The organism is Flavobacterium sp. B183 (assembly GCF_023539155.1).
Taxonomy (GTDB): Bacteria; Bacteroidota; Bacteroidia; order Flavobacteriales; family Flavobacteriaceae; genus Flavobacterium; species Flavobacterium tructae.
Map to the genome: position 1 here is coordinate 774,191 of NZ_CP097434.1, position 26,509 is coordinate 800,699.

At 35.8% G+C, this 26,509-nt stretch carries 24 protein-coding genes; 12 read left to right on the plus strand and 12 right to left on the minus strand.

Annotation, left to right across the window (positions count from 1 at the left end; all coding sequences use genetic code 11):
• Positions 1 to 47: 47 nt before the first annotated feature.
• Positions 48 to 1,043: an NAD(P)H-dependent glycerol-3-phosphate dehydrogenase gene (locus M4I44_RS03545; RefSeq protein WP_017497416.1), complete on the plus strand. Its 996-nt coding sequence runs from the start codon at positions 48 to 50 to the stop codon at positions 1,041 to 1,043.
• Between the two features lie 276 nt (positions 1,044 to 1,319).
• Here the strand turns inward: M4I44_RS03545 and M4I44_RS03550 are convergent, their stop codons facing one another.
• The 4 genes from M4I44_RS03550 to M4I44_RS03565 form a co-directional block, all read right to left on the minus strand.
• On the minus strand, positions 1,320 to 1,727 hold the full coding sequence (locus M4I44_RS03550; RefSeq protein ID WP_017497415.1) for a hypothetical protein: 408 nt from the start codon (positions 1,725 to 1,727) through the stop codon (positions 1,320 to 1,322).
• Positions 1,728 to 1,807: 80 nt separating this feature from the next.
• Entirely contained in the window at positions 1,808 to 2,827 is a 1,020-nt protein-coding gene (locus M4I44_RS03555; protein ID WP_026110081.1) for a phenylalanine--tRNA ligase subunit alpha, read from the minus strand.
• Between the two features lie 154 nt (positions 2,828 to 2,981).
• Positions 2,982 to 3,365, minus strand: a complete 384-nt coding sequence (locus M4I44_RS03560) for a hypothetical protein (protein WP_249966533.1) — start codon at positions 3,363 to 3,365, stop codon at positions 2,982 to 2,984.
• Between the two features lie 146 nt (positions 3,366 to 3,511).
• The gene (locus M4I44_RS03565) at positions 3,512 to 3,868 is read right to left on the minus strand and encodes a hypothetical protein (protein WP_017497412.1); all 357 of its coding nucleotides are present in this window, start codon (positions 3,866 to 3,868) and stop codon (positions 3,512 to 3,514) included.
• 241 nt (positions 3,869 to 4,109) lie between these two features.
• On the opposite strand from M4I44_RS03565, the gene M4I44_RS03570 reads away from it, so the two are divergent.
• From M4I44_RS03570 to M4I44_RS03595, 6 genes are all read left to right on the plus strand, one after another.
• Positions 4,110 to 4,637, plus strand: a complete 528-nt coding sequence (locus M4I44_RS03570; RefSeq protein ID WP_070906386.1) for a CvpA family protein — start codon at positions 4,110 to 4,112, stop codon at positions 4,635 to 4,637.
• A 134-nt stretch (positions 4,638 to 4,771) separates the two neighbouring features.
• Positions 4,772 to 5,872, plus strand: coding sequence for a helix-turn-helix domain-containing protein (locus tag M4I44_RS03575; RefSeq protein WP_249966534.1), 1,101 nt, complete (start codon positions 4,772 to 4,774; stop codon positions 5,870 to 5,872).
• 133 nt (positions 5,873 to 6,005) lie between these two features.
• Positions 6,006 to 6,998: an alpha/beta fold hydrolase gene (locus M4I44_RS03580; protein WP_249966535.1), complete on the plus strand. Its 993-nt coding sequence runs from the start codon at positions 6,006 to 6,008 to the stop codon at positions 6,996 to 6,998.
• A gap of 4 nt (positions 6,999 to 7,002) precedes the next feature.
• Positions 7,003 to 7,677 carry a hypothetical protein gene (locus M4I44_RS03585; protein WP_249966536.1) on the plus strand — a complete coding sequence of 225 codons (675 nt, stop codon included), beginning with the start codon at positions 7,003 to 7,005 and terminating at the stop codon, positions 7,675 to 7,677.
• Positions 7,678 to 7,947: 270 nt separating this feature from the next.
• Positions 7,948 to 9,744 carry a translation elongation factor 4 gene (lepA, locus tag M4I44_RS03590; protein ID WP_017497407.1) on the plus strand — a complete coding sequence of 599 codons (1,797 nt, stop codon included), beginning with the start codon at positions 7,948 to 7,950 and terminating at the stop codon, positions 9,742 to 9,744.
• 569 nt (positions 9,745 to 10,313) lie between these two features.
• Complete coding sequence (locus M4I44_RS03595; RefSeq protein WP_017497402.1) at positions 10,314 to 11,270, plus strand: YafY family protein; 957 nt, start codon at positions 10,314 to 10,316, stop codon at positions 11,268 to 11,270.
• A 45-nt stretch (positions 11,271 to 11,315) separates the two neighbouring features.
• Here M4I44_RS03595 and M4I44_RS03600 read toward each other — a convergent pair whose 3' ends face one another.
• Together M4I44_RS03600 and M4I44_RS03605 are read right to left on the minus strand one after the other, a co-directional pair.
• Entirely contained in the window at positions 11,316 to 11,816 is a 501-nt protein-coding gene (locus tag M4I44_RS03600; RefSeq protein ID WP_017497401.1) for a DinB family protein, read from the minus strand.
• Positions 11,817 to 11,866: 50 nt separating this feature from the next.
• A complete protein-coding gene (locus tag M4I44_RS03605) occupies positions 11,867 to 12,346 on the minus strand; it encodes a DinB family protein (protein ID WP_017497400.1) in 480 nt (159 codons plus the stop codon).
• Between the two features lie 395 nt (positions 12,347 to 12,741).
• Here M4I44_RS03605 and thiL point away from each other — a divergent pair, with 395 nt between their 5' ends.
• The gene (gene thiL, locus M4I44_RS03610) at positions 12,742 to 13,788 is read left to right on the plus strand and encodes a thiamine-phosphate kinase (protein WP_017497397.1); all 1,047 of its coding nucleotides are present in this window, start codon (positions 12,742 to 12,744) and stop codon (positions 13,786 to 13,788) included.
• Positions 13,789 to 13,849: 61 nt separating this feature from the next.
• On the opposite strand, the gene M4I44_RS03615 is transcribed toward thiL, so the two are convergent.
• The 5 genes from M4I44_RS03615 to M4I44_RS03635 form a co-directional block, all read right to left on the minus strand.
• Positions 13,850 to 14,548, minus strand: coding sequence for a response regulator transcription factor (locus tag M4I44_RS03615; RefSeq protein ID WP_017497396.1), 699 nt, complete (start codon positions 14,546 to 14,548; stop codon positions 13,850 to 13,852).
• The gene (locus tag M4I44_RS03620; RefSeq protein WP_017497395.1) at positions 14,545 to 16,596 is read right to left on the minus strand and encodes an ATP-binding protein; all 2,052 of its coding nucleotides are present in this window, start codon (positions 16,594 to 16,596) and stop codon (positions 14,545 to 14,547) included. The genes M4I44_RS03615 and M4I44_RS03620 overlap by 4 nt, the downstream gene beginning before the upstream one ends.
• Before the next feature lie 94 nt (positions 16,597 to 16,690).
• Entirely contained in the window at positions 16,691 to 16,936 is a 246-nt protein-coding gene (locus M4I44_RS03625) for a hypothetical protein (RefSeq protein ID WP_017497394.1), read from the minus strand.
• Between the two features lie 175 nt (positions 16,937 to 17,111).
• The gene (locus M4I44_RS03630) at positions 17,112 to 17,921 is read right to left on the minus strand and encodes a LytTR family DNA-binding domain-containing protein (protein WP_017497393.1); all 810 of its coding nucleotides are present in this window, start codon (positions 17,919 to 17,921) and stop codon (positions 17,112 to 17,114) included.
• A gap of 261 nt (positions 17,922 to 18,182) precedes the next feature.
• Positions 18,183 to 19,724 carry a glycine--tRNA ligase gene (locus M4I44_RS03635; RefSeq protein ID WP_070906375.1) on the minus strand — a complete coding sequence of 514 codons (1,542 nt, stop codon included), beginning with the start codon at positions 19,722 to 19,724 and terminating at the stop codon, positions 18,183 to 18,185.
• 245 nt (positions 19,725 to 19,969) lie between these two features.
• Here M4I44_RS03635 and M4I44_RS03640 point away from each other — a divergent pair, with 245 nt between their 5' ends.
• Entirely contained in the window at positions 19,970 to 20,506 is a 537-nt protein-coding gene (locus tag M4I44_RS03640; RefSeq protein ID WP_371922992.1) for a ComF family protein, read from the plus strand.
• 85 nt (positions 20,507 to 20,591) lie between these two features.
• Here the strand turns inward: M4I44_RS03640 and M4I44_RS03645 are convergent, their stop codons facing one another.
• A complete protein-coding gene (locus M4I44_RS03645) occupies positions 20,592 to 23,237 on the minus strand; it encodes a reprolysin-like metallopeptidase (protein ID WP_249966538.1) in 2,646 nt (881 codons plus the stop codon).
• Between the two features lie 247 nt (positions 23,238 to 23,484).
• Here M4I44_RS03645 and M4I44_RS03650 point away from each other — a divergent pair, with 247 nt between their 5' ends.
• From M4I44_RS03650 to bioB, 3 genes are all read left to right on the plus strand, one after another.
• Positions 23,485 to 24,414, plus strand: a complete 930-nt coding sequence (locus M4I44_RS03650; protein WP_249966539.1) for a bifunctional riboflavin kinase/FAD synthetase — start codon at positions 23,485 to 23,487, stop codon at positions 24,412 to 24,414.
• 323 nt (positions 24,415 to 24,737) lie between these two features.
• Positions 24,738 to 25,175: a hypothetical protein gene (locus M4I44_RS03655; RefSeq protein ID WP_017497388.1), complete on the plus strand. Its 438-nt coding sequence runs from the start codon at positions 24,738 to 24,740 to the stop codon at positions 25,173 to 25,175.
• A gap of 171 nt (positions 25,176 to 25,346) precedes the next feature.
• On the plus strand, positions 25,347 to 26,435 hold the full coding sequence (gene bioB, locus M4I44_RS03660; RefSeq protein ID WP_017497387.1) for a biotin synthase BioB: 1,089 nt from the start codon (positions 25,347 to 25,349) through the stop codon (positions 26,433 to 26,435).
• Positions 26,436 to 26,509: the final 74 nt, after the last annotated feature.

The following is a 26,509-nucleotide window of genomic DNA, read 5'->3' on the forward strand; positions in this document are numbered from 1 at the left end:
TATTATTACTACATTATTAAGTACTTTTGCTTTAAATTATTAAAATAATGAGTGAAAATTTAAAATTTGCAGTAATTGGAGGAGGAAGCTGGGCAACGGCAATTGCAAAGATGTTATGTGTAAATCTTTCAGAAATTGCCTGGTACATGCGTAATGACGCTGCTATCGAACACATTCAGAAATACAAACACAATCCGAATTACTTAAGTTCGGTTGAATTTGATACGGCAAAACTTAAACTGACTAATAATATTAATGAAGCAGTTGCCTATGCAGATTATGTGATTTTTGCAATTCCTTCTGCTTTTTTAGATGGTGAATTGAAAAACTTAACGGTTTCATTGTCTGATAAAATAATCTTTTCTGCTATTAAAGGAATCGTTCCTGAAACAAGTTTGATTGTTGGAGAACATTTTCACATTCAATACGACATTCCCTACTACAATATCGGTGTAATTACTGGTCCTTGTCATGCTGAAGAAGTAGCATTAGAAAGACTTTCCTATTTAACAATTGCCTGCGGAGATCCGGAAAAAGCTTCAATCGTAGCAAAACATTTGTCCGGAAATTATATCAAAGCCAAAATCTCAGATGATATTATTGGTACTGAATATGCAGCAATGCTTAAAAACATCTATGCTATTGCAGCCGGAATTGCTCACGGATTAGGTTATGGAGATAACTTTCAATCGGTTATGATGAGTAACGGAATTCGCGAGATGAAGAAATTCATCCGAAAAGTTCATAAGATGAAACGCAACATCAATGACTCCGCTTATTTAGGCGATTTATTGGTTACCGGTTACTCTGTGTTCTCGAGAAACAGAATGTTCGGAAACATGATTGGTAAAGGCTATACGGTAAAAAGTGCGATGATGGAGATGAGTATGGTGGCCGAAGGTTATTATGCCACTAAAAGCGCTTATAAGCTAAATCAGGGCTATGGTGCAAAAACGCCAATTATCGATGCCGTTTACGCTGTTTTATACGAAGGAAAAGATGCAAAATCGGTTTTCAAAAAATTAACGGAGTCTTTGGATTAGTTTTTTTTCTAGAGAAGTGAGATTATAGAGAATAGAATATAGAGACAAGAGCAAAGAAGCAAGATTATAAGATTGTGAGCTTGTTTTTGACAGATAAAAAAGAGTCAGGACAGAATTAAAATTCATCTTGACTCTTTTTTTATTTTTAATACAAAGAAATCTAAACTCTAGCTTCTATAGTCTTTACTCTATTTTCTATTCTCTATAATCTTGACTCTAGCTTCTTGCCTCTTTGCTCTAGCTTCTTTCTTCTACCAATCTGCACTCCGCTCTACCCTACTTCACCATAACTCCTTCAACAAATAAAATAGGCACTTCCTCCGTATCGTTTTCGTTGATCAGGTTTGCTTTAAAAGTAAATTTCTTGTCGTACAATGTATTTCCAATGAAGAACGTTACCATAAACTCGTTGTTCAGTACCAGTAAGCTCTTTTCAACCATTTCGATTTTCACAACCGAAACCGCAGGAACTTCTACAAAGGCATGACGTAAAACAGACGTTTTTTTCATCTCGCCATCGATCGTTCCAAATGCTTTTGAAACTACCATCACGCTGTCCAGGTTAAAATCACTGTCGTTTACCAGGTAAGCGTACCATACTTTTTCCATAAAGTCGTCGCTCCATTCCTGTACTGCTGCAACAAATACGTTTTCTACTTCGGGAATTGTTATATCTTTTTTCATAATCTTAGTAATTCATAAAATGTAAATAGTGATTAGAAAGAAGGCTTCTCACTAATCACTATTTACTAATAACTTTATTTTTAAATATTGGCCTTGAACTGTTCTAAGAAACGAACATCATTTTCGTAAAACATACGAATATCACCAATTTGATACAGTAACATAGCAATACGCTCTACTCCCATTCCGAAAGCAAAACCGTTGTATTCATCAGGATTGATGTCACAATTTTTCAAAACATTTGGATCTACCATTCCGCAACCACCTATTTCCAGCCACCCAGTACCTTTGGTAATACGATAATCAGTTTCGGTTTTTAAACCCCAATAAATATCAATTTCGGCACTTGGTTCTGTAAATGGGAAATACGACGGACGCAAACGAATCTTCGATTTTCCGAACATTTCTTTAGTGAAATAAAGTAAAGTCTGTTTTAAGTCGGCAAACGATACCTCTTTGTCAATATACAAACCTTCTACCTGATGGAAAATACAGTGTGAACGAGACGAAATCGCTTCGTTACGAAACACTCGTCCCGGAGAAATAGTACGAATTGGCGGTTTATGATTTTCCATATAACGCACCTGAACAGATGATGTATGCGTACGCAACAACACATCAGGATTAGTCTGAATGAAAAAAGTATCCTGCATATCACGCGCCGGATGGTATTCCGGTAAGTTCAAAGCGGTGAAATTATGCCAGTCATCTTCGATTTCCGGACCTTCAGAAACATTGAAACCAATGTTCGCAAAAATATCAATAATCTGATTTTTAACAATTGAAATCGGGTGACGTGAACCAATAATTACCGGTTCGGCCGCACGAGTTAAATCGCCAAAAACTCCTTTTACTTCTTGTTTGCTTTCCAGCTCTTCCTGAATAACTCTTACTTTTTCTTCGGCAACCGATTTTAAAGTATTTATTACCTGTCCAAAATCTTTTTTCTGGTCGTTTGGAATGTTTTTGAACTCTGTAAAAAGCTCTTTCAACAAACCTTTGCTTCCTAAATACTTAATACGGAATTGCTCTAAAGATTCTTTATTTTTATCATTAAAGGCTTTTGCTTCCTCTATATGTTCTTTTATCTTGTCTATCATTTTCATTCAGTTCTTGAGAATACAAATTTAAGTATTTTGTTTTAAGTTTAAAGTTTAATATCCAAAGTTTCCTTTACAACTACAAAACGGAATCTTAAAGCAATAACACAACTCGTTAAATCTGTAAAATTGTCTGTTTCGAAGGAGTTTTAAATTATTTTATCTGGTTTAGTTTTTCATCTACTTCTTTAACACTTTCATGCCAATAATCTAACCGTTCCTGATTGATAGCAATTTCCTTTTGGCCTTCAGGTCCAATTTTGCTGCGCCAAAAGTCCATCTCTTTCAGATACGTTTTTTTCATCTTTTCAAAATACTCTATTAATTTTTCTTTTGAATTAGGAATATAACCAGGCCCGCCGCAACCACAGGAATGAAAGGTAATGCCAACAGAATACAAACTCTTAATATGTTCCCATTTCTTTAAATCATCCTTTTTGGGCGATTCAAAATCCAGTCCCATGTCTGCCATCAGCTCGCCGCATTGCGGACATTTGGCTTCAAAATCGGATTTTTCTCCTTCTTTTATATCGCTCATCAATCTTCTTTTAAATGTCTTTCGACAATTAAAGCAGGCATAATGAGGTTTATAGGTTGTCATTGCATATCTACACATTTCTTTCGCAGTTTAGAGACTAAATCGCAGTTTAATTAAAACTGAAAACTGCGACTGAAAACTAAAACCTATTTAATAAGTTCTCTTTCTAAAAAATAATTCACAATGGCTTCTTTCATCAAAACCGATTGTTCGCCCGCTTTCAGTGGCGGTAATTCTTCTTTTACTTTATAATGTGGCCATCCGTCGGCATCAAAAAAGTCAAATTCATAAAACCCGTAAGGTTCCAATAATCGACAAATGGCGATATGCATCAGGTTTAATTTTTCATCTTTTTTGAATTCACGATGTACTTTCCCGAGTTCCTGAACTCCGATTAAATAAATTATGGCATCTAAATCTAAGTCTTCGCCTTGCGAAAATTGATTAGACAGTATATCGACGAGTTTTTCCCATCGCTCTTTTAGTTGTGTATCTCTGGACATTGTATGATTTTAGATTGTTGATTTTAGATCTTAGATTGTTGAAAAATTCAATTCTGAAGGGGACAGAATTACAATCTTAACACTAAATTTTGAGTTGCAAAGATACACAGTTCAATACATTGCACCTAAAAAAATTAAACACACAGAAAAAGAGAGCTCCAAAAAACGGCTGAAGCTTTGCCACTCTGAACCTCCGAACCTAAAAAAGTATATCTTTGCGCTTTTTTAAACACACCAAAATATGAGTTTTTTTGATATAATTGTGGCCGCTCTTTTAGCTTTTAGTTTATATAAAGGAATTAAAAACGGACTTTTTGTAGAAGTTGCTTCTTTCATTTCTTTATTGTTGGGAATTTATATTGCGATTAAATTCTCTTCTTTTATGAAAGAATTGATCATGAAGCATGTTTCCTGGAATCCTAATACAATACAAATCACTGCTTTTATTCTCACTTTTATTTTAGTGGTAATTGGTATTTACTTCTTAGCTAAAATCCTTACCGGAATTGCCGATTTTGCCTTTTTGGGATTACCCAATAAACTGGGCGGAGGCTTTTTCAGAATCTTAAAAACCATTTTGATCATCAGTATTTTTATCGCTCTTTTTGAGAAAATCAATTTCAATAATACTTTTGCTAAAAAAGAAACCTTAGATCATTCCATTTTTTACAATCCGATTAAAAAGGTAGCCGCTTTTGTTTATCCTTCTGTCGAAAAATGGTACGGGGAATTTAAAGACCATCATACCGAAACTTCTAAAGAGGAATAACAACCTCACTACTAAGCCTAACAGATTATAAAAAAATTAATCTTTGCAAAACACCTCAACGGCAGACAATTGAGTAAAATAAATTATCTTGGTCGATATTTTAACAACCGATTTAATTTATACCCCAGACCTGTATGTTGTATTTAACCGGCATTATAATCACCTTCTTTCTGGTTGTTGTACTGGCAAGCAAAAGGAACAAAACCGAGGCCGACAAGATTCTGGCACTCTGGCTGTTTTTTACCGGCTTTCATTTATTCCTGTTCTATCTTCATTACAAAAATGACTATAGCGACTTCCCCTTTTTACTGGGTTTAGAACTCCCAATGCCTTTAGTTCAGGGACCCTTTTTATTTTTATACACTTCAGCTTTAACGAACCAAAATCGCTATAAAAAGTTTAATCTTTTACATTTTATTCCTTTTCTAGCTGCCATTCTGGTACTGATTCCGTTTTATAATTTGTCTTTCGAAGAAAAAGCAGCCGTTTTTAAAAACAAAGGCAAAGGCTACGAAACCCTAATATCTATTTTGTATACTGCAATTGTATTTTCGGGAATTATTTATCCTTTACTTTCACTGCAAAAACTTGTAAAACATCGCAAGAACATCAACAATCAATTTTCACATACCGAAAGAATCAACCTGACCTGGCTGCGTTATTTAATCCTTGGATCCTGCATCATCTGGCTCGCAGTTCTCTTCTTTGATGATCAGTATATTTTTTCGGTTGTGGTTTTCTATTTGATCTTTATTGGATATTTTGGCGTCAAACAAGTTGGAATTTTCACCAACCAGCCGCTTTCCGAAAACAATCATTCAGAGACTTCAACACTTGAAAGCGTTGACACCGAAAATACATCTGAAAAAATTAAATACGAGAAATCAGGACTTACTTCTTCAGAACTTATGGTTATCCATGAAAGACTGACGCAACTCATGAATGATGAAAAAATCTACAAAAATGCCGACTTAACTTTAACTGAGCTGGCCCAGAGGATAAGCGTTCATCCCAATACACTTTCGCAGGTCATCAACTCGGCAGAACAGAAAAACTTTTACGATTACATCAACTCTCAACGTGTTGAGGAATTTAAAAAAACAATCCGTTTGCCCGAAAATCAAAAATTCACCTTCCTGTCTGTCGCATTAGAATGTGGTTTTAATTCGAAAACAGCTTTCAACCGAAACTTCAAAAAAGCAACCGGCGTTTCTCCTTCTGAATATTTAAAATAACTTTCATCTTAAACCCGACAGATTTTAAAAACCTGTCGGGTTTTTGAATTATAAACTGGAACCACCTTACAAGTTGGGGCGACCAGCATAGCACCACAGCGCATCTTTGCAGAAATTTAAACCAATTTATGCAATGAAAACCAAAGTACTTTACTCAGCCGTAATCGCTGTTTCAATTTTCTTTTTTATTGGATGCGAAAATGAAAATGACATTCAGGGGCTTGGAAATTTAGTTCCCAAAACTGTCGATCAGGATGCCTCTATCGCTTCTATTTTTGTAAACGGAACGCAGCTGCACTCCGAGGCTTTCGGAAATCCCAACAACCCAATGCTCGTTTTCCTGCATGGTGGTCCCGGATCCGATTACAGAAATGGTCTGAATGTAAAACAACTCGCCGACGAAGGTTATTATGTGATTTTTTACGACCAAAGAGGCTCCGGATTATCCAAAAGACATGACAAAAATACGTACTCCATTCAATTGATGATCGACGATCTCTCTGAAATCATAAAATATTACCGTAAAACACCCACACAAAAGATATTTCTTTTCGGACATTCCTGGGGCGCTATGCTCGCCGCGGCTTATGTCAACCAATACCCAACGGCCATCAATGGGGTTATTCTGGCGGAACCGGGCGGGCTAAACAAAAAACTATTAGACGATTACGGAGAAATGAGCCGTAAAATAAAATTATTCTCTGAGGCCACCAGCAATTTATTGTATATCGATCAATTTTTAACAGGAAAAGAAAACCAGCACGAAATTCTGGACTATAAACTGGGAGTTTCTTCGGGTTTCTCTTATGCGAAAGGCAACAAGGAAGGTATTTCAGGACCATCCCCATTTTGGCGAATCGGAACAACCGTTTTAGAAAGTTTAGCCGACATTGCCGAAAATGAAGGTTTTGATTTTACTACAAATCTAAGTCAGTACAAAACGAAAGTCCTGTTTTTATATGGTGAATTAAATCAGTCCTATGGTTTATCCTTCGCCCAAAAAGAAGCTGCCTTTTTTCCTAGTACCGCCATAGCCGAAGTAAAAGGTACCGGACACGAGATGATCTACTTCAAATGGGAAAATGTGCATCCTTTTGTACTGAACTATTTAAACGATCTAAAATAATCCCATGATGAAAACAATATTATTAATCAGCATCTTTATCTTCTCTATTTTCATAGGCAAAACCTACTCTCAAACCTTAAACTGGGAAAATCTTAAAGAGAATCAAAAACACATTCTAAATATAAATGCCGGCTGGGAACATAGTTTTGTCTACGGACTTGCTTACGGTTACCATCTCAAAACGAAACTGCCAATTGTAGTCGAAGCATCTTTTTCCTTACCATCAGGCGAAACAGTATTGGATGATTTTAAAAGTAAAATTGGCGGACAAATTAATCTTCACCAAATAAATCATTTCCGTTTTAATGCCGCCATTCACGGAATTTATCGCCGATACGAAAATCCGTTAGTCACCTTACAAAACTTTGGCGCCGATGCAACTGCGATTATTGGCTATTACAAACCAAAATGGTTTGCCGCTGGAGAATTTGGTTTTGACAAAGCGATTGCTACTCATTTTAAAAATTCGGCAATTTATAAAGAAATCTACTCCGATGTAAAAAATGGTTGGTATGAACCGTCAACCGGAGGCAATTTCAACTATGGCATACAAGCCGGATATTCCTTTCGCCGAAGTGACCTTACTTTACGACTGGGAAAAGTAATTACGCAAGATTTTAAAACAGAACCACTGATTCCACTATACTTTCAACTGGGTTATAATTTAAAGTTAGAATGATTTAGTTAATTGTTTTGCTACACCAAACCCGACAGTTTTTTGAAACCTGTCGGGTTTTATTTCTCCTCTCTTTTTAAAGAAAATCACAGCGTATTTTAACATTTTAAAAACTATTTTAAAATTCCGTATTCAACTATCGAAGATCAACATTCCAGAATCCAAAACTTTGCGCTATCTTTGCGGTTTATTAACATGCTCTAAGGCAATTGCTACAGTGCAGATTTAGACCCGGAAATTACTTAAACTCGTTTAGAGAATTGACATATTAAAATGAAGAAGATACGTAACTTTTGCATTATTGCACACATTGACCACGGTAAAAGTACACTGGCAGACCGCTTATTGGGCGCTACACAAACCGTTACAGCTCGTGAAGAAAAAGCACAATTGCTTGACAACATGGACCTGGAACGTGAGCGTGGAATTACCATTAAGAGTCATGCCATTCAAATGGAATACACTTACAAAGGAGAAGAATATATCTTAAACTTAATTGACACTCCCGGTCACGTCGACTTTTCATACGAAGTTTCACGATCTATTGCAGCCTGCGAAGGTGCTCTTTTGATTGTTGATGCAGCTCAAAGTATCCAGGCACAAACTATTTCTAACTTATATTTGGCTTTAGAGAATGATCTTGAGATTATTCCGGTTTTGAACAAGGTAGATTTACCTAGTGCCAATCCTGAAGAGGTTAGCGACGATATTATTGATTTATTAGGATGTAAATTAGAAGATATTATTCATGCTTCGGGAAAAACCGGTTTTGGTGTTGAGAATATTTTAGCAGCCATTATCGAAAAAATTCCAGCTCCAAAAGGAAATCCTGACGAACCATTACAGGCATTGATTTTTGACTCGGTTTACAACCCGTTCCGTGGAATTGAAGTTATCTTTAGAGTAGTAAACGGAGAAATCAAAAAAGGGCAAAAAATTAAATTCATGGCTACGGACAATGAATATTTTGCTGATGAAATTGGAACTTTAAAATTAAATCAGGTTCCTAAAACTGTGGTTTCTGCAGGAGATGTTGGATATTTGATTTCAGGAATTAAAGAAGCACGCGAAGTAAAAGTGGGTGACACCATTACCGACGCAAAAGTGCCAACTACGAATATGATTACAGGTTTCGAGGATGTAAAACCAATGGTTTTCGCCGGAATTTACCCTGTAGACACAGAAGATTATGAAGATTTACGTTCTTCTATGGAGAAGTTACAATTGAACGATGCTTCATTAGTTTTTGCTCCCGAAAGTTCTGCTGCTTTAGGCTTTGGTTTCCGTTGCGGATTCTTAGGAATGCTTCACATGGAAATTATACAGGAACGTTTAGAGCGTGAATTCGACATGACGGTTATCACTACTGTACCTAACGTTTCGTATTTGGCGTATACCAAAAAACATCCTGAAACACCATTAGTTGTAAACAATCCATCAGATTTACCTGAACCTTCAAAACTAGACAGAGTTGAAGAACCTTTTATAAAAGCAACCATCATTACAAAAGCCGATTTCGTTGGAAACGTAATGAGTTTGTGTATCGAAAAACGTGGTCAAATTACCAATCAAACGTATTTGACAACAGAACGTGTTGAGCTGAATTTTGACATGCCATTGGCCGAAATTGTATTCGATTTTTACGATCGTTTAAAAACAGTTTCGAAAGGGTATGCTTCTTTTGACTACTCTCCTATTGGAATGAGAACTTCAAAACTGGTAAAACTGGATGTTCTTTTGAACGCTCAAACGGTTGACGCACTTTCTGCTTTGATTCACGAAGACAACGCTTACAACATCGGTAAAAAAATGACCGAGAAATTGCGTGAACTGATCCCAAGACAACAATTCGACATTCCGATTCAGGCAGCGATTGGTGCTAAAATTATCGCTCGTGAAACGATTAAAGCACTTCGTAAAGACGTTACCGCAAAATGTTATGGTGGAGATATCTCTCGTAAGCGTAAACTTCTTGAAAAACAGAAAAAAGGTAAGAAACGTATGCGTCAGGTAGGAAACGTTGAGATTCCACAAGAGGCGTTTATGGCTGTTTTGAAATTGAACGACTAGATTTTTATTTTAGAAAATAGAATAAAGAACAAAGAATATAGACTAACCCAATGACGAAAGTTGTTGGGTTTTTGTTTTAATATATTTATCGGCGTATTCGAAACAAAACAAAGTCAACAAAACTTCGGACAACGGTGATGTCACCCTGAGCGGAGTCGAAGGCTTATGGAACCGAGAATGGCTTCGACTTCGCTCAGCCCCATAGCTGGAACCTGATTAAACTAGAATTTTAACCCTAACTCAACCTAACATACTCATTAAAAATAAAGCTAACTCAGAAAGACTTTCAGATCGATATGATATTTTAAAAAATCACTAGTTTTTGAATTACTCTTTAAAAATAGATAGTATACTTTAGAAGAAGCGGCAAAATATTTTGCTCCAACGGAACGAAATACCTTTTTAAGACCACCAAACTATTATTTTATATTTCAACAATAACCTTATGAGAACATTATATTGCAGACGCCAAAACAAAAGCAATCTGTCTCAATTTGGAACAGCTTTTTATTTCTTTAAACATCAAACCTTTGTAACTTTGAACCTCTGAACCTTTGAACCTAGAAAAAATGGACGAAACTCCAAAACGATTTGACCGAATTATTGCCATCCTCATTCAATTACAATCCAAAAAAATTGTGAAAGCGCAGGAATTGGCTGATCGTTTTGATTGTAGTTTACGAACAATCTATCGAGACATTCGAACGCTGGAAGCTTCAGGAGTCCCTATTTACAGTGAAGCCGGAGTTGGTTATGCTTTGATGGATGGCTACAGATTGCCTCCCGTTATGTTTACCCGTGAAGAAGTAAGCAGTTTTATAGCTGCCGAAAAACTCATGCAAAAATTTACCGATCCCTCTCTCGGAGCACATTATGCATCGGCCATGTATAAACTAAAATCTGTTTTAAAAAGCACCGATAAAGACTGGCTCTCCAATATCGAATCGCGGGTTATAATGAACACTGCCGAACCGATGTTTAATGATAATTCACCAAATACTTTGGCACTTCTGTTTGAAGGTATTGCAGAGAAAAAACAGCTTTTACTTTCGTACAAAACCTACGAAACCGATACGGCTACGCAAAGAAATATAGAACCTGTGGGGGTTTTTCACGATAATAACAATTGGTATTTTTTAGGATACTGCCATTTACGACAAGATTATCGTCAGTTTAGAGCAGACAGAATTCAGGGTATTCGAAAAACAGATGCTGATTTTACGATCGAACACGATGCTTTAGAAACTTATATCAAGAAAACAGAAACTTGTCCAACAACAAAAGTCCGAATTTTAATTGACAAGAAAATCGCCCGTTATCTGGGTACCGAAAAAAAGTACCACGGATTCATTTCAGAAAAAGAAGTAGACGGAAAAATAGAAATGACTTTTATGTCACGCGATATCGAAAACTCATTTCCGCGATGGTTTCTGATGTATGGAGATTACGCTACGATTCTGGAACCTGAAATACTCAAGGCCAAAACACTGGAATTACTGGAAGTCAACCGTAAAAGACTGCTATAAAAAAACTCCTAAAGGTGAAATATCATCCTTAGGAGTTTTTCAAATCTAGTGTTTCTCTTTTACCACATTGTAAAAATTATAATCGGTGTTAGAAGCATCAGTAATACCAACATTTCTTCCAATGGTTACAATCTGTCCTCGGTGGTATGTTCCGTGATTCACCACCTGCAGCAAGTAGTCGCTTACAGGCTGTTCGCACTGAAACCATGGATTTTCAATTTTGATTGTTTTCAATAACTGTTCGTCTGATAATGATGTGATAAATGCCGCTAATTTTGTGGAGGTATCCAATAAACCTTCAAATATTTCATCCTTATTTAAATCAACAGCTTCCCTTCTTTCCGGCTGTGGAATTTCGGCTATTATTGAAAACCAATATTCTTCGGTTTCCCAAATATGATTTAGCGTTTTAATAATGCTTGGATAGCTTGAAAGAACTTCTTTATGCAGCAATTCATCGGTTTTTGCCGAAAGCCAATTCACAAATTGTTGATTTACCCATAAATTATAAGCGGCATAATTGGTCATAATTTTTTTAAAACTCATACTGTTAGATTTATATTAGAATAAAATTTATTAAATACTTCCGGTTACAATTATCTTTCCCAGAAAAAAGGAGGCTCGATATTTAAAGCTCTTAAATACACATAACCTTGTCCGCGGTGATGCACTTCGTTATCAATAAAATACAATACATTCTGAATTATAGGAAATTCGTATTGCCCAAACAGATTAAAGGTCTCACTAAAATCTTCGATCGACAATTGTTTCCAATATTCATTAATTTCGGCTGTTGCTTCATCCCATTTTTCCAGATACTGCGCTTTAAAGATCAATTTTTCAGATGCTTCGGTATAAGGTTTGATCTCTTTATTAACGATTCCTTTTAATGCAGGAGCCGCGATAGCCAAAAGTTCGTCAGTCAACTGAGCGAAAGTTCGCATTCCTCCAATTGAAAATTCAAAAAAATCTTTCTCCGGAAATTTTTCAATAAGATTACGTGTAAGCTTACGGTGTCCTTGCCAGTGAATCAATAAATCTTCAGGAGTAATTACTTGGGCTGCTAATGTTTTCATAGTTTTAAAGTTTTAATTATTTCTTACTTCAAAAGTATTGAGGGTCGGTGACAACAGTTTGTCAGCAGGAAAATAAAATTTTAAAAATATTTTCTTTTCCAATAGCAAAACACACAAATTTATTACATTTTGTCCAAATTTCACACCGTAAAACACTGATAAACAAATACTAAAAAATAAACAAACCAATTTACTCAGTAAAAACACAGATGAAGTAGTTTCTTCCCTTTTGAATTTATCTAATTTTAAGAAGGAAAGAATCCTATCGAAAATATACGGAATCGATTTTTCCGGTAAAGCTCTTCATAATGAAAAAGTAATGCAGACGACAATCCAAAAAATTAAACAAAACCTTTGTACCTTTGCCCCTTACAAACTTTGGAACTTAAAAGAAAATGATCGAAGATAAAAATCCGCAACGTACCAGTATAGCACAATTAGGCGAGTTTGGCCTAATTGACCATTTAACCAAAAATTTTGATGTCACTCAGGAATCTACCCTGAAAAGTATAGGCGATGATGCTGCTGTTCTTGATTTTAAGGACAAAAAAGTAGTGGTCTCTACCGATTTATTAATTGAGGGAGTGCATTTTGATCTGGCGTATATGCCTTTAAAACATTTAGGTTACAAATCGGTTGTTGTTAACCTGTCCGACATTTGTGCGATGAATGCAAAACCAACACAAATAACGGTTTCTGTGGCAGTTTCTAACCGTTTCCCACTAGAAGCCCTAGAAGAATTATTTGAAGGTATTACGCATGCTGCAAAAGAGTACAAAGTAGATGTTATTGGCGGCGATACTACCTCATCGCAAAAAGGACTAATTATTAGCATCACCGCAATTGGTGAAGCTAACGAAGAAGAAATTGTTTATCGAAATGGTGCTCAAAAAACCGACTTACTTGTTGTTACCGGAGATATTGGAGCTGCTTATATGGGATTGCAGGTATTGGAGCGTGAAAAACAGGTTTTTCAGGTGAATCCTAACAGCCAGCCGGATCTAGATATGTACAGTTATTTGATCGAGCGCCAGTTAAAACCAGAGGCCCGAAAAGATGTTCGTACCTTATTGCATGCACTTGAAATTAAACCAACAGCGATGATTGATATTTCAGACGGATTATCTTCTGAAATCATGCACCTCTGCAAACAATCGAAGGTGGGTTGTAATTTATATGAGGACAAGCTTCCTCTGGACCCTCAGTTTATCTCGACCTGTGAAGAATTCAATATCGATAGTACAACAGTGGCTATAAATGGTGGTGAAGATTATGAATTGCTGTTTACCATCGACATTAATGATTTTGATAAGATAAAAGGCAACCCTAACTTCTCGATTATTGGCCACATGGCTGATGAAAGCGAAGGAGTTCATCTGGTAACACGTGCCAATACAAAAATTGCTTTAAAGGCCCGTGGCTGGGATGCTCTGACGGAGTAGTTTTTTCAGTCGCAGTTTTCAGTAAAATACTGACTAAGAACTGAAAACTGCGACTGAAAACTCAAAAAAGCCCTTTACATTTCGCTTCTTTAACCAGGTCCTCATCAAAACCGCTTCTCACTTTAAGCAGTTCTTTAAGACCCGCTTTGCGTTTTTCGATTTCATTAACAGAAATTGGAATGTATTGGGGCATGTCGGCTAAAGAAGTTCCTTTAGACAAATGAAATAAAATTTGCTTGTCAAACTCATCAATTTCAATAGAATTATGAGCAGATTGATTGAGTATCTTTTGAACGGACTGGCTGTAATATTTATCACTTTTCATTACTTTATCAAATGCAAAAAGCAATTCATCAAAAGTGAGATCATTTTTGATAATTAAACCATTGGGGCTAATGGTTCTGATGATTGTTTTAATTTTCAGTAATTCAGTATACATTGTTAACAGAATTATTTTGCATTTTGGCATTTTCTTCAGAAGTAATTTCGCCAGATCTTCACCCGAAAAAATATTCTTTTCTTCGTATGGAGGCATGCTGATATCTAAAAAAGCAACATCAAATTCAGGAGTCTGAGCATCTTCGATTAAATCATACCCTGATTTACAGTCGTGGGCCTGCAAAATAAAAAACTCATACTTATTAGGATTATAACGTGTTATCGCATTCTTATATCCTTCAATAATAAAGGGATGATCGTCAACAATTAAAATGTTTTTTCTAATTAATTGAGAAGCTTGGGGGTTGGGGTCAATTGTCATGTATGCTGTAGGTTTATTTTTTGATCTATTGGGATTTTGACTATCAGAAGAGTTCCTTCTCCTTTGGCCGATTTTAAGAAAACAAAACCTTTACATTCTGTCGCTCTGTATTGAATATTATGCAAACCGATACCTTTTCTTGTTGTTTTGGTATTAAACCCGATTCCGTCATCAGAAATTGACAAAATCAAATGGTTTATTTCACTTTTAAAATCTATCGAAATTATATTTGCCTTCGCATACTTATTACAATTCTGAAGGGCTTCCTGAACAATTCTGTATAAATTAATTTTTACTGCATTTGTAACCAGTTCCCATTTAATATTAGAATCAAAAGAAGTGATTAACGCGGAATCATAGGTGTTTCTCTGATCCTCAAACAATTTGTTTAAAATCGCAATAAAATTATTAATTAATTCTGATTTCTCGCGGTTTAAATCATGTGAAATCTCACGAATATCTTCTTCAATATGCTTAAGTTCTGTCAGGTATTTTTTTCTTTTGGGAGCTGCTTCAGCCTCATCTACTTTATCTAAACTATCAAGACTGATCCTCACACCAAACATTCTGCCCAACACCCCGTCATGCAAATCCTGCGCAACTTTTTTCTTTTCTTTAATACGAGTCTGCTCAATATCATTTTGCTGCGATATCATCAAATTATAGATATCTTCATTAGCAACCTGCTGCTGTTGTTTAAAAAGCAGCTCTCTGTTTCTTGCCTGTTGTGTTTTATACACATAGAAAAACAAGCCTATCAGTGTACAAATACTAAAGATGTATATTAAGGTTTTGTTTTTCTCCTGCAAACTGGAGTTCTGATCTTTTATTTCATTGGTTTCATATTCGATTCTGGAGAATTTTTCCCCCATATTACGTTCAGCTCTCAACATTTTATCATTCAACTTAATATATTCCTTAGAGTAAGCTGAGGCATTTTTCGGGTCAACAATTGCAATTTGTTTCAATACCTGGAGCGTATTATTGAGTTTATTGGTAGATCGGGATAAAAGCAAAGCCTGCCTGGAGAACTGAATTGCTTTAAAAGTATCCTTTTTAAAGGCATAATATTCAGACAAATGAATCTTGCTGGACACAATCGCTGATTTTAATCCTAGACTATCCCTTATTTTCAGTGATCTGAAGAAATCATCCGAAAGACCGTCTAACTCTTCTAATTTAAATTTAGAGTATGCCAGATTATCCAGTAGCATTGCGTATAAAATGGTATTTTCTTTAAATAAATTTTCCTCTTTCAGACCTTTTTCAAAAAATCTTTTGGCATCCTCATAATTACGCATATTGATGTAAACAAAACCAATATTATTTAATGATGCAGCTTTTAACTGAAGCTCCAGGGGAATAGATTTATCATTAAGATTTAGCAATGCCTTATTATGAAAACTTAATGCCTTACCATATTCTTCTTTATCATTGTATAAAATCCCTAATAAGTTATAACATTCATAAAACTGATCGTTAGCATTCTTCTGACCTTTTAAACTGCGTAATGCTTTAAAAACGGCAATTTCGCTTTCAAAAAAATCTCCTTCGTTGTATTGCAGACTAGCTTTACTTAAATAAGTTTTAGCCAGATTATAGTGATCATTAATCGCTAAATATAATTTTTCGGCATGATAAAAATTCATAAAGGCACTGTCAGAAACCGATTTTGAAACATAATAGTCGCCTAAGTAAGTATAAGCTTTGGCAATATTGGCAGAATCTTTAGTCTCTTTTGATCTCTTCAGAATTAGTTCGGTCGTTTGAAGGTAGGATTTCCAATCGCTCATATTATAATAACGATTGGCTATTTTAAACAAATTGACTTTATTGACAGAATCGTCTTTTTGCTTTATGATTATTGCAAATGCTTTCTTATTATACTTTTGTTTCAGATCATACGCTAAATCAACATCATTCGCCAGAGATAAAAACGTAGGGAGACTATCAATTCGAGTAGATTCTTCTTCATCTAAATGAGTTTTGCCGGTGCATCCCAATAGAATAAGAGATAAAAAAAGTAATATAGAGAAAGTTTTTTTCAATGTCTTTTTTGAATTTTACCAAAAATACTAAAACTAAAGACATAAAAAAAGGCTGTCAGAATTTGACAGCCTTTCAATTTTATTAAGCACTAACTTAATCTATTTTCTTAACAACACTTACAGATTGTCTGTCCTGACGAAATCCTTCAGATTGGTTTAAATTATGTAGTGTATTTACGTTATCCTGTTTTCTTTTTCCACGACCTGTAAACTGGTCATCAATAGTATTCGTAGAGAATTTAGCGATTGAATCTGATGGAGAAATTCTTTGTGGAGTTGCAAACGAAGTTGCTATCATTACTGTAGAAAATAATACGATTTTTAAAGCTGTCTTTTTCATGATCTGAGGGGTATTAAATGTTTGTTTTTTTTAGTTTTAAAAATCATCGCTATGCGCGAATCATGGTGTAAAACTAAGAACACATTTAAAAAAAATAACAGGAAAAAAAAGGTTTATGGTAGATCGTACCCAATTGATAGTCAATGAGGGGCAAATCAATGTAGTTGTATAATTTTTACACTTCTAAATAATTTCCTATAGCGAAATCAGCAATAATTAAGTCAACATTTGATTTATATGTTTTTGAAAAGGGAATCTTTTTAGAGGAATTCCTGATATAACAAGTCGAGTTCCCGTTATGGATTCTTGCAATATAATTTTGATTGATGATGTAACTGTTATGAATCCTAATGAAAGGATGCGACAGTACGCCTTCAAAATGCTTTAAGGTTTTAAAAGCAGTTATCATCTCACCTGAATTCAAATAAATATCGGTCGAATTATTATCTGCCTGAAAGTAACTAATATCATTGGAATTGATGTAGCGATAATCTCCATAGGATTTCACACATAATACAAGGGGCTGCTCAGCACTTTTTGCCGGTTCAGCAAACAATTCACTCAATGGTGTACTGTCTTCCTCAACAGCATCAGAATCAGCTGTAGGAAATGCTTTTTCGAGTTTCAGAATAGTCTTCATCAAGTCGATCCGTAGAACGGGCTTTAAAATATAATCAAAAACACCGTGCTGAATCGCCTCAAAAGCAAGCTCTTTTTTTGTTGTTGTGATTATGATCTTAGGAATAAGCGACAAGAACCGATGAAGTTCATTTATAAAAGCAAGTGACAAATTACTCGATCCGTCTTTCGGATCTATTTCTAACAAAACAAGGTTTGGTCGATGCTCTAAAACCAAATTCAATCCCGATTGATAATTCGCAGCCGATCCCGCAAAAGTAAGTTCTGAAAAACCTTCTGCAATTGTTCTGGTTTTCAAAATACTTTCCACATCATCGTCAATAATAATATACGAATACTTTTTCAATCTTATTTTTATTGATTTTTCATGAACCCCCGACAAACTTTTATTTCATCGATCCTTTTGAAAGGCTCCTGTTTCGCCATTTATTCGCAATTAAAAATACAAATTTCAATTATTCTGCTATTTCATTGTTGATATATTACAAACAAATGTTAACACAAAAGGATGAAATGCAAAAATAATCGCCAAAATACACTTTTTGGTATTAAAAAAACCCAAACTCCTTAAAGGAATTTGGGCTTTTATATATAAATGTCATAAATATTACATTTTCATCAACCAGTTTTTCATTGAAACCTCGTTCTCGATTATGTCTTTTAATTCAGAGATTTTAACGCGATCTTGTTTCATTGTATCTCTGTGACGAATAGTTACGGTTTCGTCTTCGATCGTTTGATGATCTACAGTAATACAAAATGGTGTTCCAAGTGCATCCTGTCTTCTGTATCGACGACCTACTGCATCTTTTTCATCGTACGCTACGTTGAAATCCCATTTTAAATCTTCGATGATTTTTTTCGAAATTTCAGGTAATCCGTCTTTTTTAACCAAAGGCAATACCGCAGCTTTTGTTGGAGCTAAAACAGCCGGCAATTTCAATACAGTTCTTGTTGATCCGTCTTCTAAAACTTCTTCTTGCAATGAAGTTGCAAAAACAGCCAGGAACATACGATCTAAACCTACAGAAGTTTCAACTACATATGGCACGTAGTTTTCATTCAACTCAGGATCAAAATATTGCAATTTTCTACCTGAATATTCTTCGTGCGCTTTTAAATCAAAATCTGTACGAGAGTGAATTCCCTCTAATTCTTTAAATCCGAATGGGAAGTTAAACTCGATATCTGCAGCAGCATTAGCATAGTGTGCTAACTTTTCATGATCATGAAAACGATAGTTTTGCTCTCCTAAGCCTAAAGACAGATGCCAATTTAAACGAGTAGTTTTCCAGTGTTCGTACCATTTCATTTCTTCACCCGGACGTACAAAAAACTGCATTTCCATTTGTTCAAATTCACGCATACGGAAAATAAACTGTCTTGCTACAATTTCATTTCTAAACGCTTTACCCGTTTGAGCAATTCCAAAAGGAACTTTCATACGACCCGATTTTTGTACGTTAAGGAAATTTACAAAAATACCCTGAGCCGTTTCGGGACGCAAATATAAATCCATTGCAGACTCTGCAGAAGCTCCTAACTTCGTTCCGAACATTAAATTGAACTGTTTCACATCCGTCCAATTTCTGGAACCTGTTTCAGGATCAGCAATTTCTAATTCTTCGATTAGTGCTTTTACGTCTTCTAAATCTCCATTTCCTAAAGAACGTCCTAAACGCTCTCTAATTTCTTTTTCTTTAGCCAGATATTCAATTACACGGGCATTTGTCGTAACAAATTCCTGCTCATTAAAAGCATCTCCAAAACGAGCACTCGCTTTTTCAATTTCTTTTTTAGCTTTCAGATTAAGTTTTTCTGCATAATCTTCTACCAAAACATCGGCTCTGTATCTTTTCTTTGAATCTTTATTGTCAATTAATGGGTCATTAAATGCATCAACGTGGCCTGAAGCTTTCCAGGTTGTCGGGTGCATTAATATTGCAGCATCTAAGCCGACAATATTCTCATTCATCTGAACCATTGATTTCCACCAATATTCACGAATATTCTTTTTTAACTCGACGCCATTTTGTGCATAATCATACACTGCACTTAATCCATCGTATACTTCGCTTGACGGAAAAATAAATCCGTACTCTTTTGCGTGCGAAACCACATTCTTAAATAAATCTTCTTGTTTTGCCATAGTGATGCAAAAATATAAAAAGTACTTTTAAAAAAAAGAAAAATAATAAAGTTTGAAACAATGATTTGGTTATTTTTGTAACTAAATTCTTTCTATTTGTGTTTAATTATCTCATCAACCTCTTTTTCCCTAAAGTTTGTGTCGGATGTCACACCCTTTTACTTAGTGGTGAAACTATTTTGTGCACTCGTTGTCGCCACGAATTACCTCTTACTCAATATCATTTGAACCCAAAAAACGAGGCTGTGAAGAAATTTTATGGAAGAATCGACATCCAGCATGCATCGGCATTTTTACATTTCAACAAAAAAGGAATTGTTCAGGAACTCATCCATAATCTTAAATACAAAGGTCATGAAGAAATCGGGACTTTTCTGGGTATTTGGTATGCTGAAGATTTAAAAAAATTAAGTTTAAAAATTCCTTTTGATGTAATCATTCCGGTACCATTGCATCCTAAAAAACTAAAAAAACGAGGCTACAATCAGGTTACTACTTTTGGCACCACTTTATCTAAAAACCTGGCAATTCCTTTTGATCCGGGCTTATTGTACCGAAAAAAATATTCAAAAACCCAATCTAAAAAAAATCTTTTAGGAAGATCTGAAAACATCGAAAACATCTTTGACGCCAAATTTTCGAATGAAAATCACAACAAACATTTTTTAATCGTTGACGATGTATTGACTACGGGCGCTACACTTGAGGCTTGCTCCAGAGCTTTACAAAAAATTCCAGGTGCCAAAATCAGCATTGTCTGTATGGCAATGGCAAATTCATAAGATAAAATTCCAATCAAAAAAAAATCCAAACTCCAACAACAGCAGTTATTGAAATTTGGATTTTATTTTAAAATTTATCTTTTCTCTAGTATAGAATTATTTTCTTAACCGTTCTGCGCTCCCCCTCTATTACAGTCACCAGATACATCCCTGCTGTAGCTCCTGCTAATTGAATATTTTGATTAAAATAAGGCGTTTTATCAAAAGAGTTAAAATATACCTGCCTGCCAAGAATATCATGCACATAAACCTGAACTCTATTGATGGAATCACTACTAAACTGAATGGTAAAATTTCCTCTGTTCGGATTCGGGTATAAAGTAAACGCTACATTTTCAATATCAATCTCTCCTAAAACAAACGTTTTATTGCAAATATTCAATGAAGCTGAGTTTATAGTTCCAAAATTACCCGTAACTGCATCGCGAACTCTAAAACTCCAGGTTCCTTTAGGATCCTGACCGTTAAACACACTCAATAAATCAATCGGAACAACAATCTGACTTGTAGTTTTAGAACAATCTAAAGCAACTCCGGCATCGTCAAACTGAAGAGCCAAAGTAGAATTTATTCCGCCACAACTGTTACGATCATATAAATTAACCACTGTACCCTGCGGATTTACTATTTGCAATTCGAAATCTGAAAGTTTATCATGTGTTACATTAACCAAAACATTTACATCGGAAATCGTTCCGGTTGATGCCGGAACATTTACCGTTTTAGAAGTGAAAGAATTTCCCGGAGGAATAGCAAAAGCATTCCCGAAACTATAAGAGTCACAAGTTGTCGTTGAAGTATACCCCACTGCAAACGGCTTACTATTTAAAGCATAATAAATATTTGCTGTTGGCTCAATCTTAAGTCTGCAATTTGTTGAAGCAGTTACACTGGTCGGAATCTGAACGGTTTGCGAACCGTCATTCGGTGTGTTTGAGGCTAAAATCACTGGAAACGTCAGACCTCCATCTGTTGATAGCTTGATATTTACTGCCGAAGATCCCTGTAATGTATTGGTATTATTCACTGCCCATGTTACAGTTTGGTTTGAACCTATTGGCCAGCTAACGTCATCTGTATTTTGCGAAGTAACAGTAAATGGTCCGGCATTAGTTACGACCGTTGCAATCATTGTATCAGTGTTCGTCTGTGCAACTGCCGATGCTCCATTGTCTCTTGCAGTCAGGGTAAAATGCAATGTTCTTGCAACAGAAGAAACCGACTCCCAAGTTGTGGTTAACTTGTTCAAAAGTACTGTATTCAACTCGGGCATATAACGAACAAGTGAACTCCCCGGACGCACAGACCTAAATAGCGGCCCATTGGGTTTTTCAGGATAAGCGGTACTATTACTGTTTGCAGTTGATGAATCTGACGCACTATCAAATTGCTCCCAGGTATAGGTCACACCAGCAACGGCTGAACCAATACCAGTTAATACAAACGGTGTACTAACAGGAATTGTGTAATCCGCACCAGCATCAACTACTGGAGGATTATTTGCTATGGATGCACTAACAGGACAATTCTTTCCGGACAACCTATTCTGGATTTGAAGAATACTGGCGTAAGCAAAATAATCGTCTGAATGATTTTGAACATCATACCCCTTAGACACTCCTGCATAGCCCATTATAGTTGATCCGCTTCCCGGTTCAACATTTAGGCCTGTTCTTTCTGATGCATCAAAGGAAAAAGTATGATATCCTCCAAACTGATGTCCCATTTCATGAGCAACAAAATCAATATCAAAGTTGTCTCCCTCCGGTTTCTGGTCTGCCGGTGATGTATAGGCACTTCCCTTCCCCATTGCATCAGACGGTGTCGGACTATCGCAAACGCAGCCAATACAGCCCGCATTTCCCCCTCCTCCGGACGCCCCAAACAAATGTCCTATATCATAATTAGCTTCTCCAATTACACTTGTTAAAGTGCTTTGAACTTCTTTACTCCAATAATCATTACCATCTGAAGGATCTTTAGAAGTTCCTCTGTCTGGGTTAGAATAAGGATCTGTTAATCCATTTGTATAAATTACAGCATCATTATTGGCAATTAAAACCACTCTTACAGCAAGGTCTTTATTAAAAACAGCATTTACTCGTGCTAAAGTAGCATTCATCCCTGCCAATGCACCTGCTTTTGTACCTCCAAAATAAGCGGTGTACTCACCTGTACAAGACAATGCCAGTCTAAAGGTTTTGAAAACTTTATTGTTTGCTGCCGATTTTGCCGTAGAAGAAGTACTTTTATTTTCTGGTACATCTGTTGTCTTACAAGTCAAACGCGATTTTGAAGCTACATCATTTTTGGTAAACAAAACATAGGACGATTTATCTTCCTGATTTTGCTCGATGTATTCTGATGGCTTATCTGTACGAAGTACCATAGTCTGAACCCCAATTGGTGCTACACTAAAATAAATCTTCGCCGTCTTGTCGTCTAAACCGCGTCCTTCATAGGCTCTGATTTCCGGATATTTTGCCTGTAACTCAGGCTCAAAATTGGAAGATTCCCAAACAGAAAAACGTTCCAGTACACCTCCCGAATTGGGGAATGTAATTTCTGTCGAAGTATTTTTCGCTGTTTTAGCGGTAGTAGCAGTTAGTTTTGCTTTCAGAAAATCCGAATTCAGCTTATAATACAATCGTCCAGGTTGAGACGCAACTCCTCTTTTGCTTAATGAAACAGCATCGACTTTTTGCCACAAGCCATCGTTTTGGGCATACATACTTGCGCTACAAAAAATAAAAAATAAAAAAAGTAGGTTTTTTTTCATATTCTAAATATAAAAGTATATCAAAATTACGCGAATTAAATCAAAATCTTACACTTATTAGAGACAATTATACAGTTTTAAATTTATAGACTACTCCATTTTCACAAAAACTAACGGTTTGAGGGTAAAAAATCAATTACGCTAAGCATTAAATTTAAAATAGAATAGTATAAATTTGCACCATCTTAAATTATTTGTTTTGAAGCTCTTTCATTCTATAAACGATTTTCAGTCAACCAAGAAAACAATTTTAACTCTTGGAACTTTTGACGGTGTACATATTGGCCATAAAAAAATTCTGGAACGCATTACCCAAAACACTGAAAACGGAAAGTATGAAAGTTTAGTGCTTACCTTTTTTCCTCATCCAAGAATGGTACTGCAGGAAAAAACAGAAATAAAACTTTTAAATACCATCACTGAAAAGTCAAAGCTCCTGGAAGCAACCGGAATCGAAAATCTGGTCATTCATCCTTTTAACGAAAGTTTCTCCAGACTAACCGCAGAAGAGTTTGTACATTCTATTCTGGTAGATCAGTTTCATATTCAGAAAATAATTATTGGTCATGATCATCGCTTTGGCAGAAACAGAACGGCTAATATTGATGATTTAATCGCTTTCGGTCATGAATACGGTTTTGAAGTTGAGCAAATCTCCGCTCAGGAAATTCAGGACGTTTCTGTAAGCTCAACCAAAATCAGAAAAGCACTCAGCGAAGGAAATATGTCTTTGGCAAATGATTATCTGGGTTATAACTACTTTTTATCCGGTGAAGTTGTTCAGGGAAAACAGCTGGGAAGAACTATTGGTTTTCCAACGGCTAACATCGAAATTAATGATGAATATAAACTGATTCCTAAAGCCGGCGTATATGTCGTAAAAGTTTTGATCGACCAAAAGGAAGTTTCGGGAATGATGAACATTGGTTTTAATCCGACTGTTAACGGGCAAAAACAAACCATCGAAGTGAATCTTTTTGACTTTAATGCAGATATTTACGGTAAAAAAATTAAGGTTTCGTTATTACAATACCTGAGGGACGAACAAAAATTCGGCTCTGTCGATTTGTTAAAAGAACAATTGCATCTGGACAGAAAAAATGCTCTCGCATTTTTAAACAAAATTTAGGATAGCATTACCTCAACCTGTGAGTTGAAATCATTCTAAGACATAGAAAACAGCCTTTTATAAACTTAAAAAGGTGTTTCACTGGTTAAAAAACACCTAATAAAAAATGTAAAAGAAAGTCTTTTCTTCTCATCCTTCCATTTCTGAGTATTAATACCTGTTTTTCTGTGTGTTGCCATAAAAATTCATCGCTTCATTTTGCGATGGTATGATCGGACATACTTTTTACCCTTTTTAAATCATCGTAGTTATTTTTTTAGTAAATTTGATATAGAACTCTGTTTATCAAATATTTGCTATTAACTTCTTTAAAAATAACCATTATGAAATTACCTAAAGAAATTACCAACGGTTTTCTGATTTTCCTTGGAATTGGAATTTACTTTTTATTGATGAACGTATTAGGTTTGGCTCATTTATTCTATCTGCGAACCCTAAATGTCTTTTTTATATTTTACGGCGTGAATAAAACCATGCGAATGAATCTTCATGAAGGTGAAACTAATTTTGTATCCAATGCAGTCTCGGCAATGGCTACCTCTGTGGTAGGCGTGGCGCTAAGTGTATTTGGACTGTTAGTTTACAGTTATGCGCGAGGCGGAGATGCTTACGTAAAAACGCTTTCGGAAACTTTTATGTTTGGCGGAAATCCCTCGGTACCAACTTATTGCATCTGCTTACTCTTTGAAGGAATTGCCTCGTCAGTAATCGTCACCTTGATGATGATGCTGTACTGGAATAACAAATATGCAGCCGATTAATTTTTCAAAATAAATCAAACTAAATAGCACTCTAAAATCATAAAAATTTAAAATTATATGATTTTAGAGTGTTTCTTTTTTGAAAATAGCTGTCAAATATTCATTTACAGGATTGGGCATTGGTTGATTGGAACTATTTAACTACTTTTGGAGCATCAAAAAACTGCATCAATGAGCATTACAAAACACAATTGGACAAAAGACGAAATAATTGCCATATATAATAAACCTATGATGGACTTGCTGTATGAAGCAGCAACAATTCACAGGCAAAAACATGATCCTAACGTGGTTCAGGTATCTACTTTACTTTCGATCAAAACCGGAGGCTGTCCAGAAGACTGCGGATATTGCCCACAAGCTGCACGTTATAACACGGGTGTTGAAGGAAACGACTTAATGAGTGTTAGCCAGGTTAAAGCACAGGCTTTACGCGCAAAATCCAGTGGATCATCACGTGTATGTATGGGAGCTGCCTGGAGAAATGTAAAAGATGGTGAAGAATTCGACCAGGTTTTAGAGATGGTTCGTACCATTAACAAACTTGACATGGAGGTTTGCTGTACCCTAGGTATGATTACCGAAAATCAGGCGCAGCGTTTGGCTGAAGCAGGTTTATATGCTTACAACCACAATTTAGATACTTCTGAAGAATATTATAAAGATGTTATTTCAACCCGTGGTTTCGAAGACCGTTTACAAACTATCGAAAATGTTCGTAAAACGAATGTTACGGTTTGCAGTGGAGGAATCATTGGAATGGGAGAAAGTATCGAAGACAGAGCCGGAATGCTTGTAGCGCTTTCTACTTTAAACCCTCAACCGGAATCTGTGCCAATTAATGCGCTGGTAGCTGTTGAAGGAACCCCGATGGAAGAAGAAAAGCCGGTTGAAATCTGGGAAATGATCCGTATGGTTGCTACAACAAGAATTGTAATGCCCGATACACAGGTTCGTTTATCAGCAGGAAGAACTAACATGAGCCGCGAAGGTCAGGCAATGTGCTTTTTTGCAGGTGCCAATTCTATTTTTGCAGGTGATAAACTGCTTACGACACCAAACCCTGATGTTCATGAAGACATGAAGATGTTTGAAATGTTAGGATTGAATCCGCAAAAACCATTTACAAAAGTTTCACAACCTAAAACAGTTGAGGCAGCTGATTCTCAGTTTGTTCCTCTGGGAGAAAAACCAAAATGGTCAAGACCGGGACACACTATTGAAAGAAATCTTGAAGCTACGGCCAAATCAAAAATTTAAGAAAAAGAGTTCATAAATCTCGATAAATATTTTTAAATTGCTTATAACATGTGTTATAAGCAATTTTTTTATTT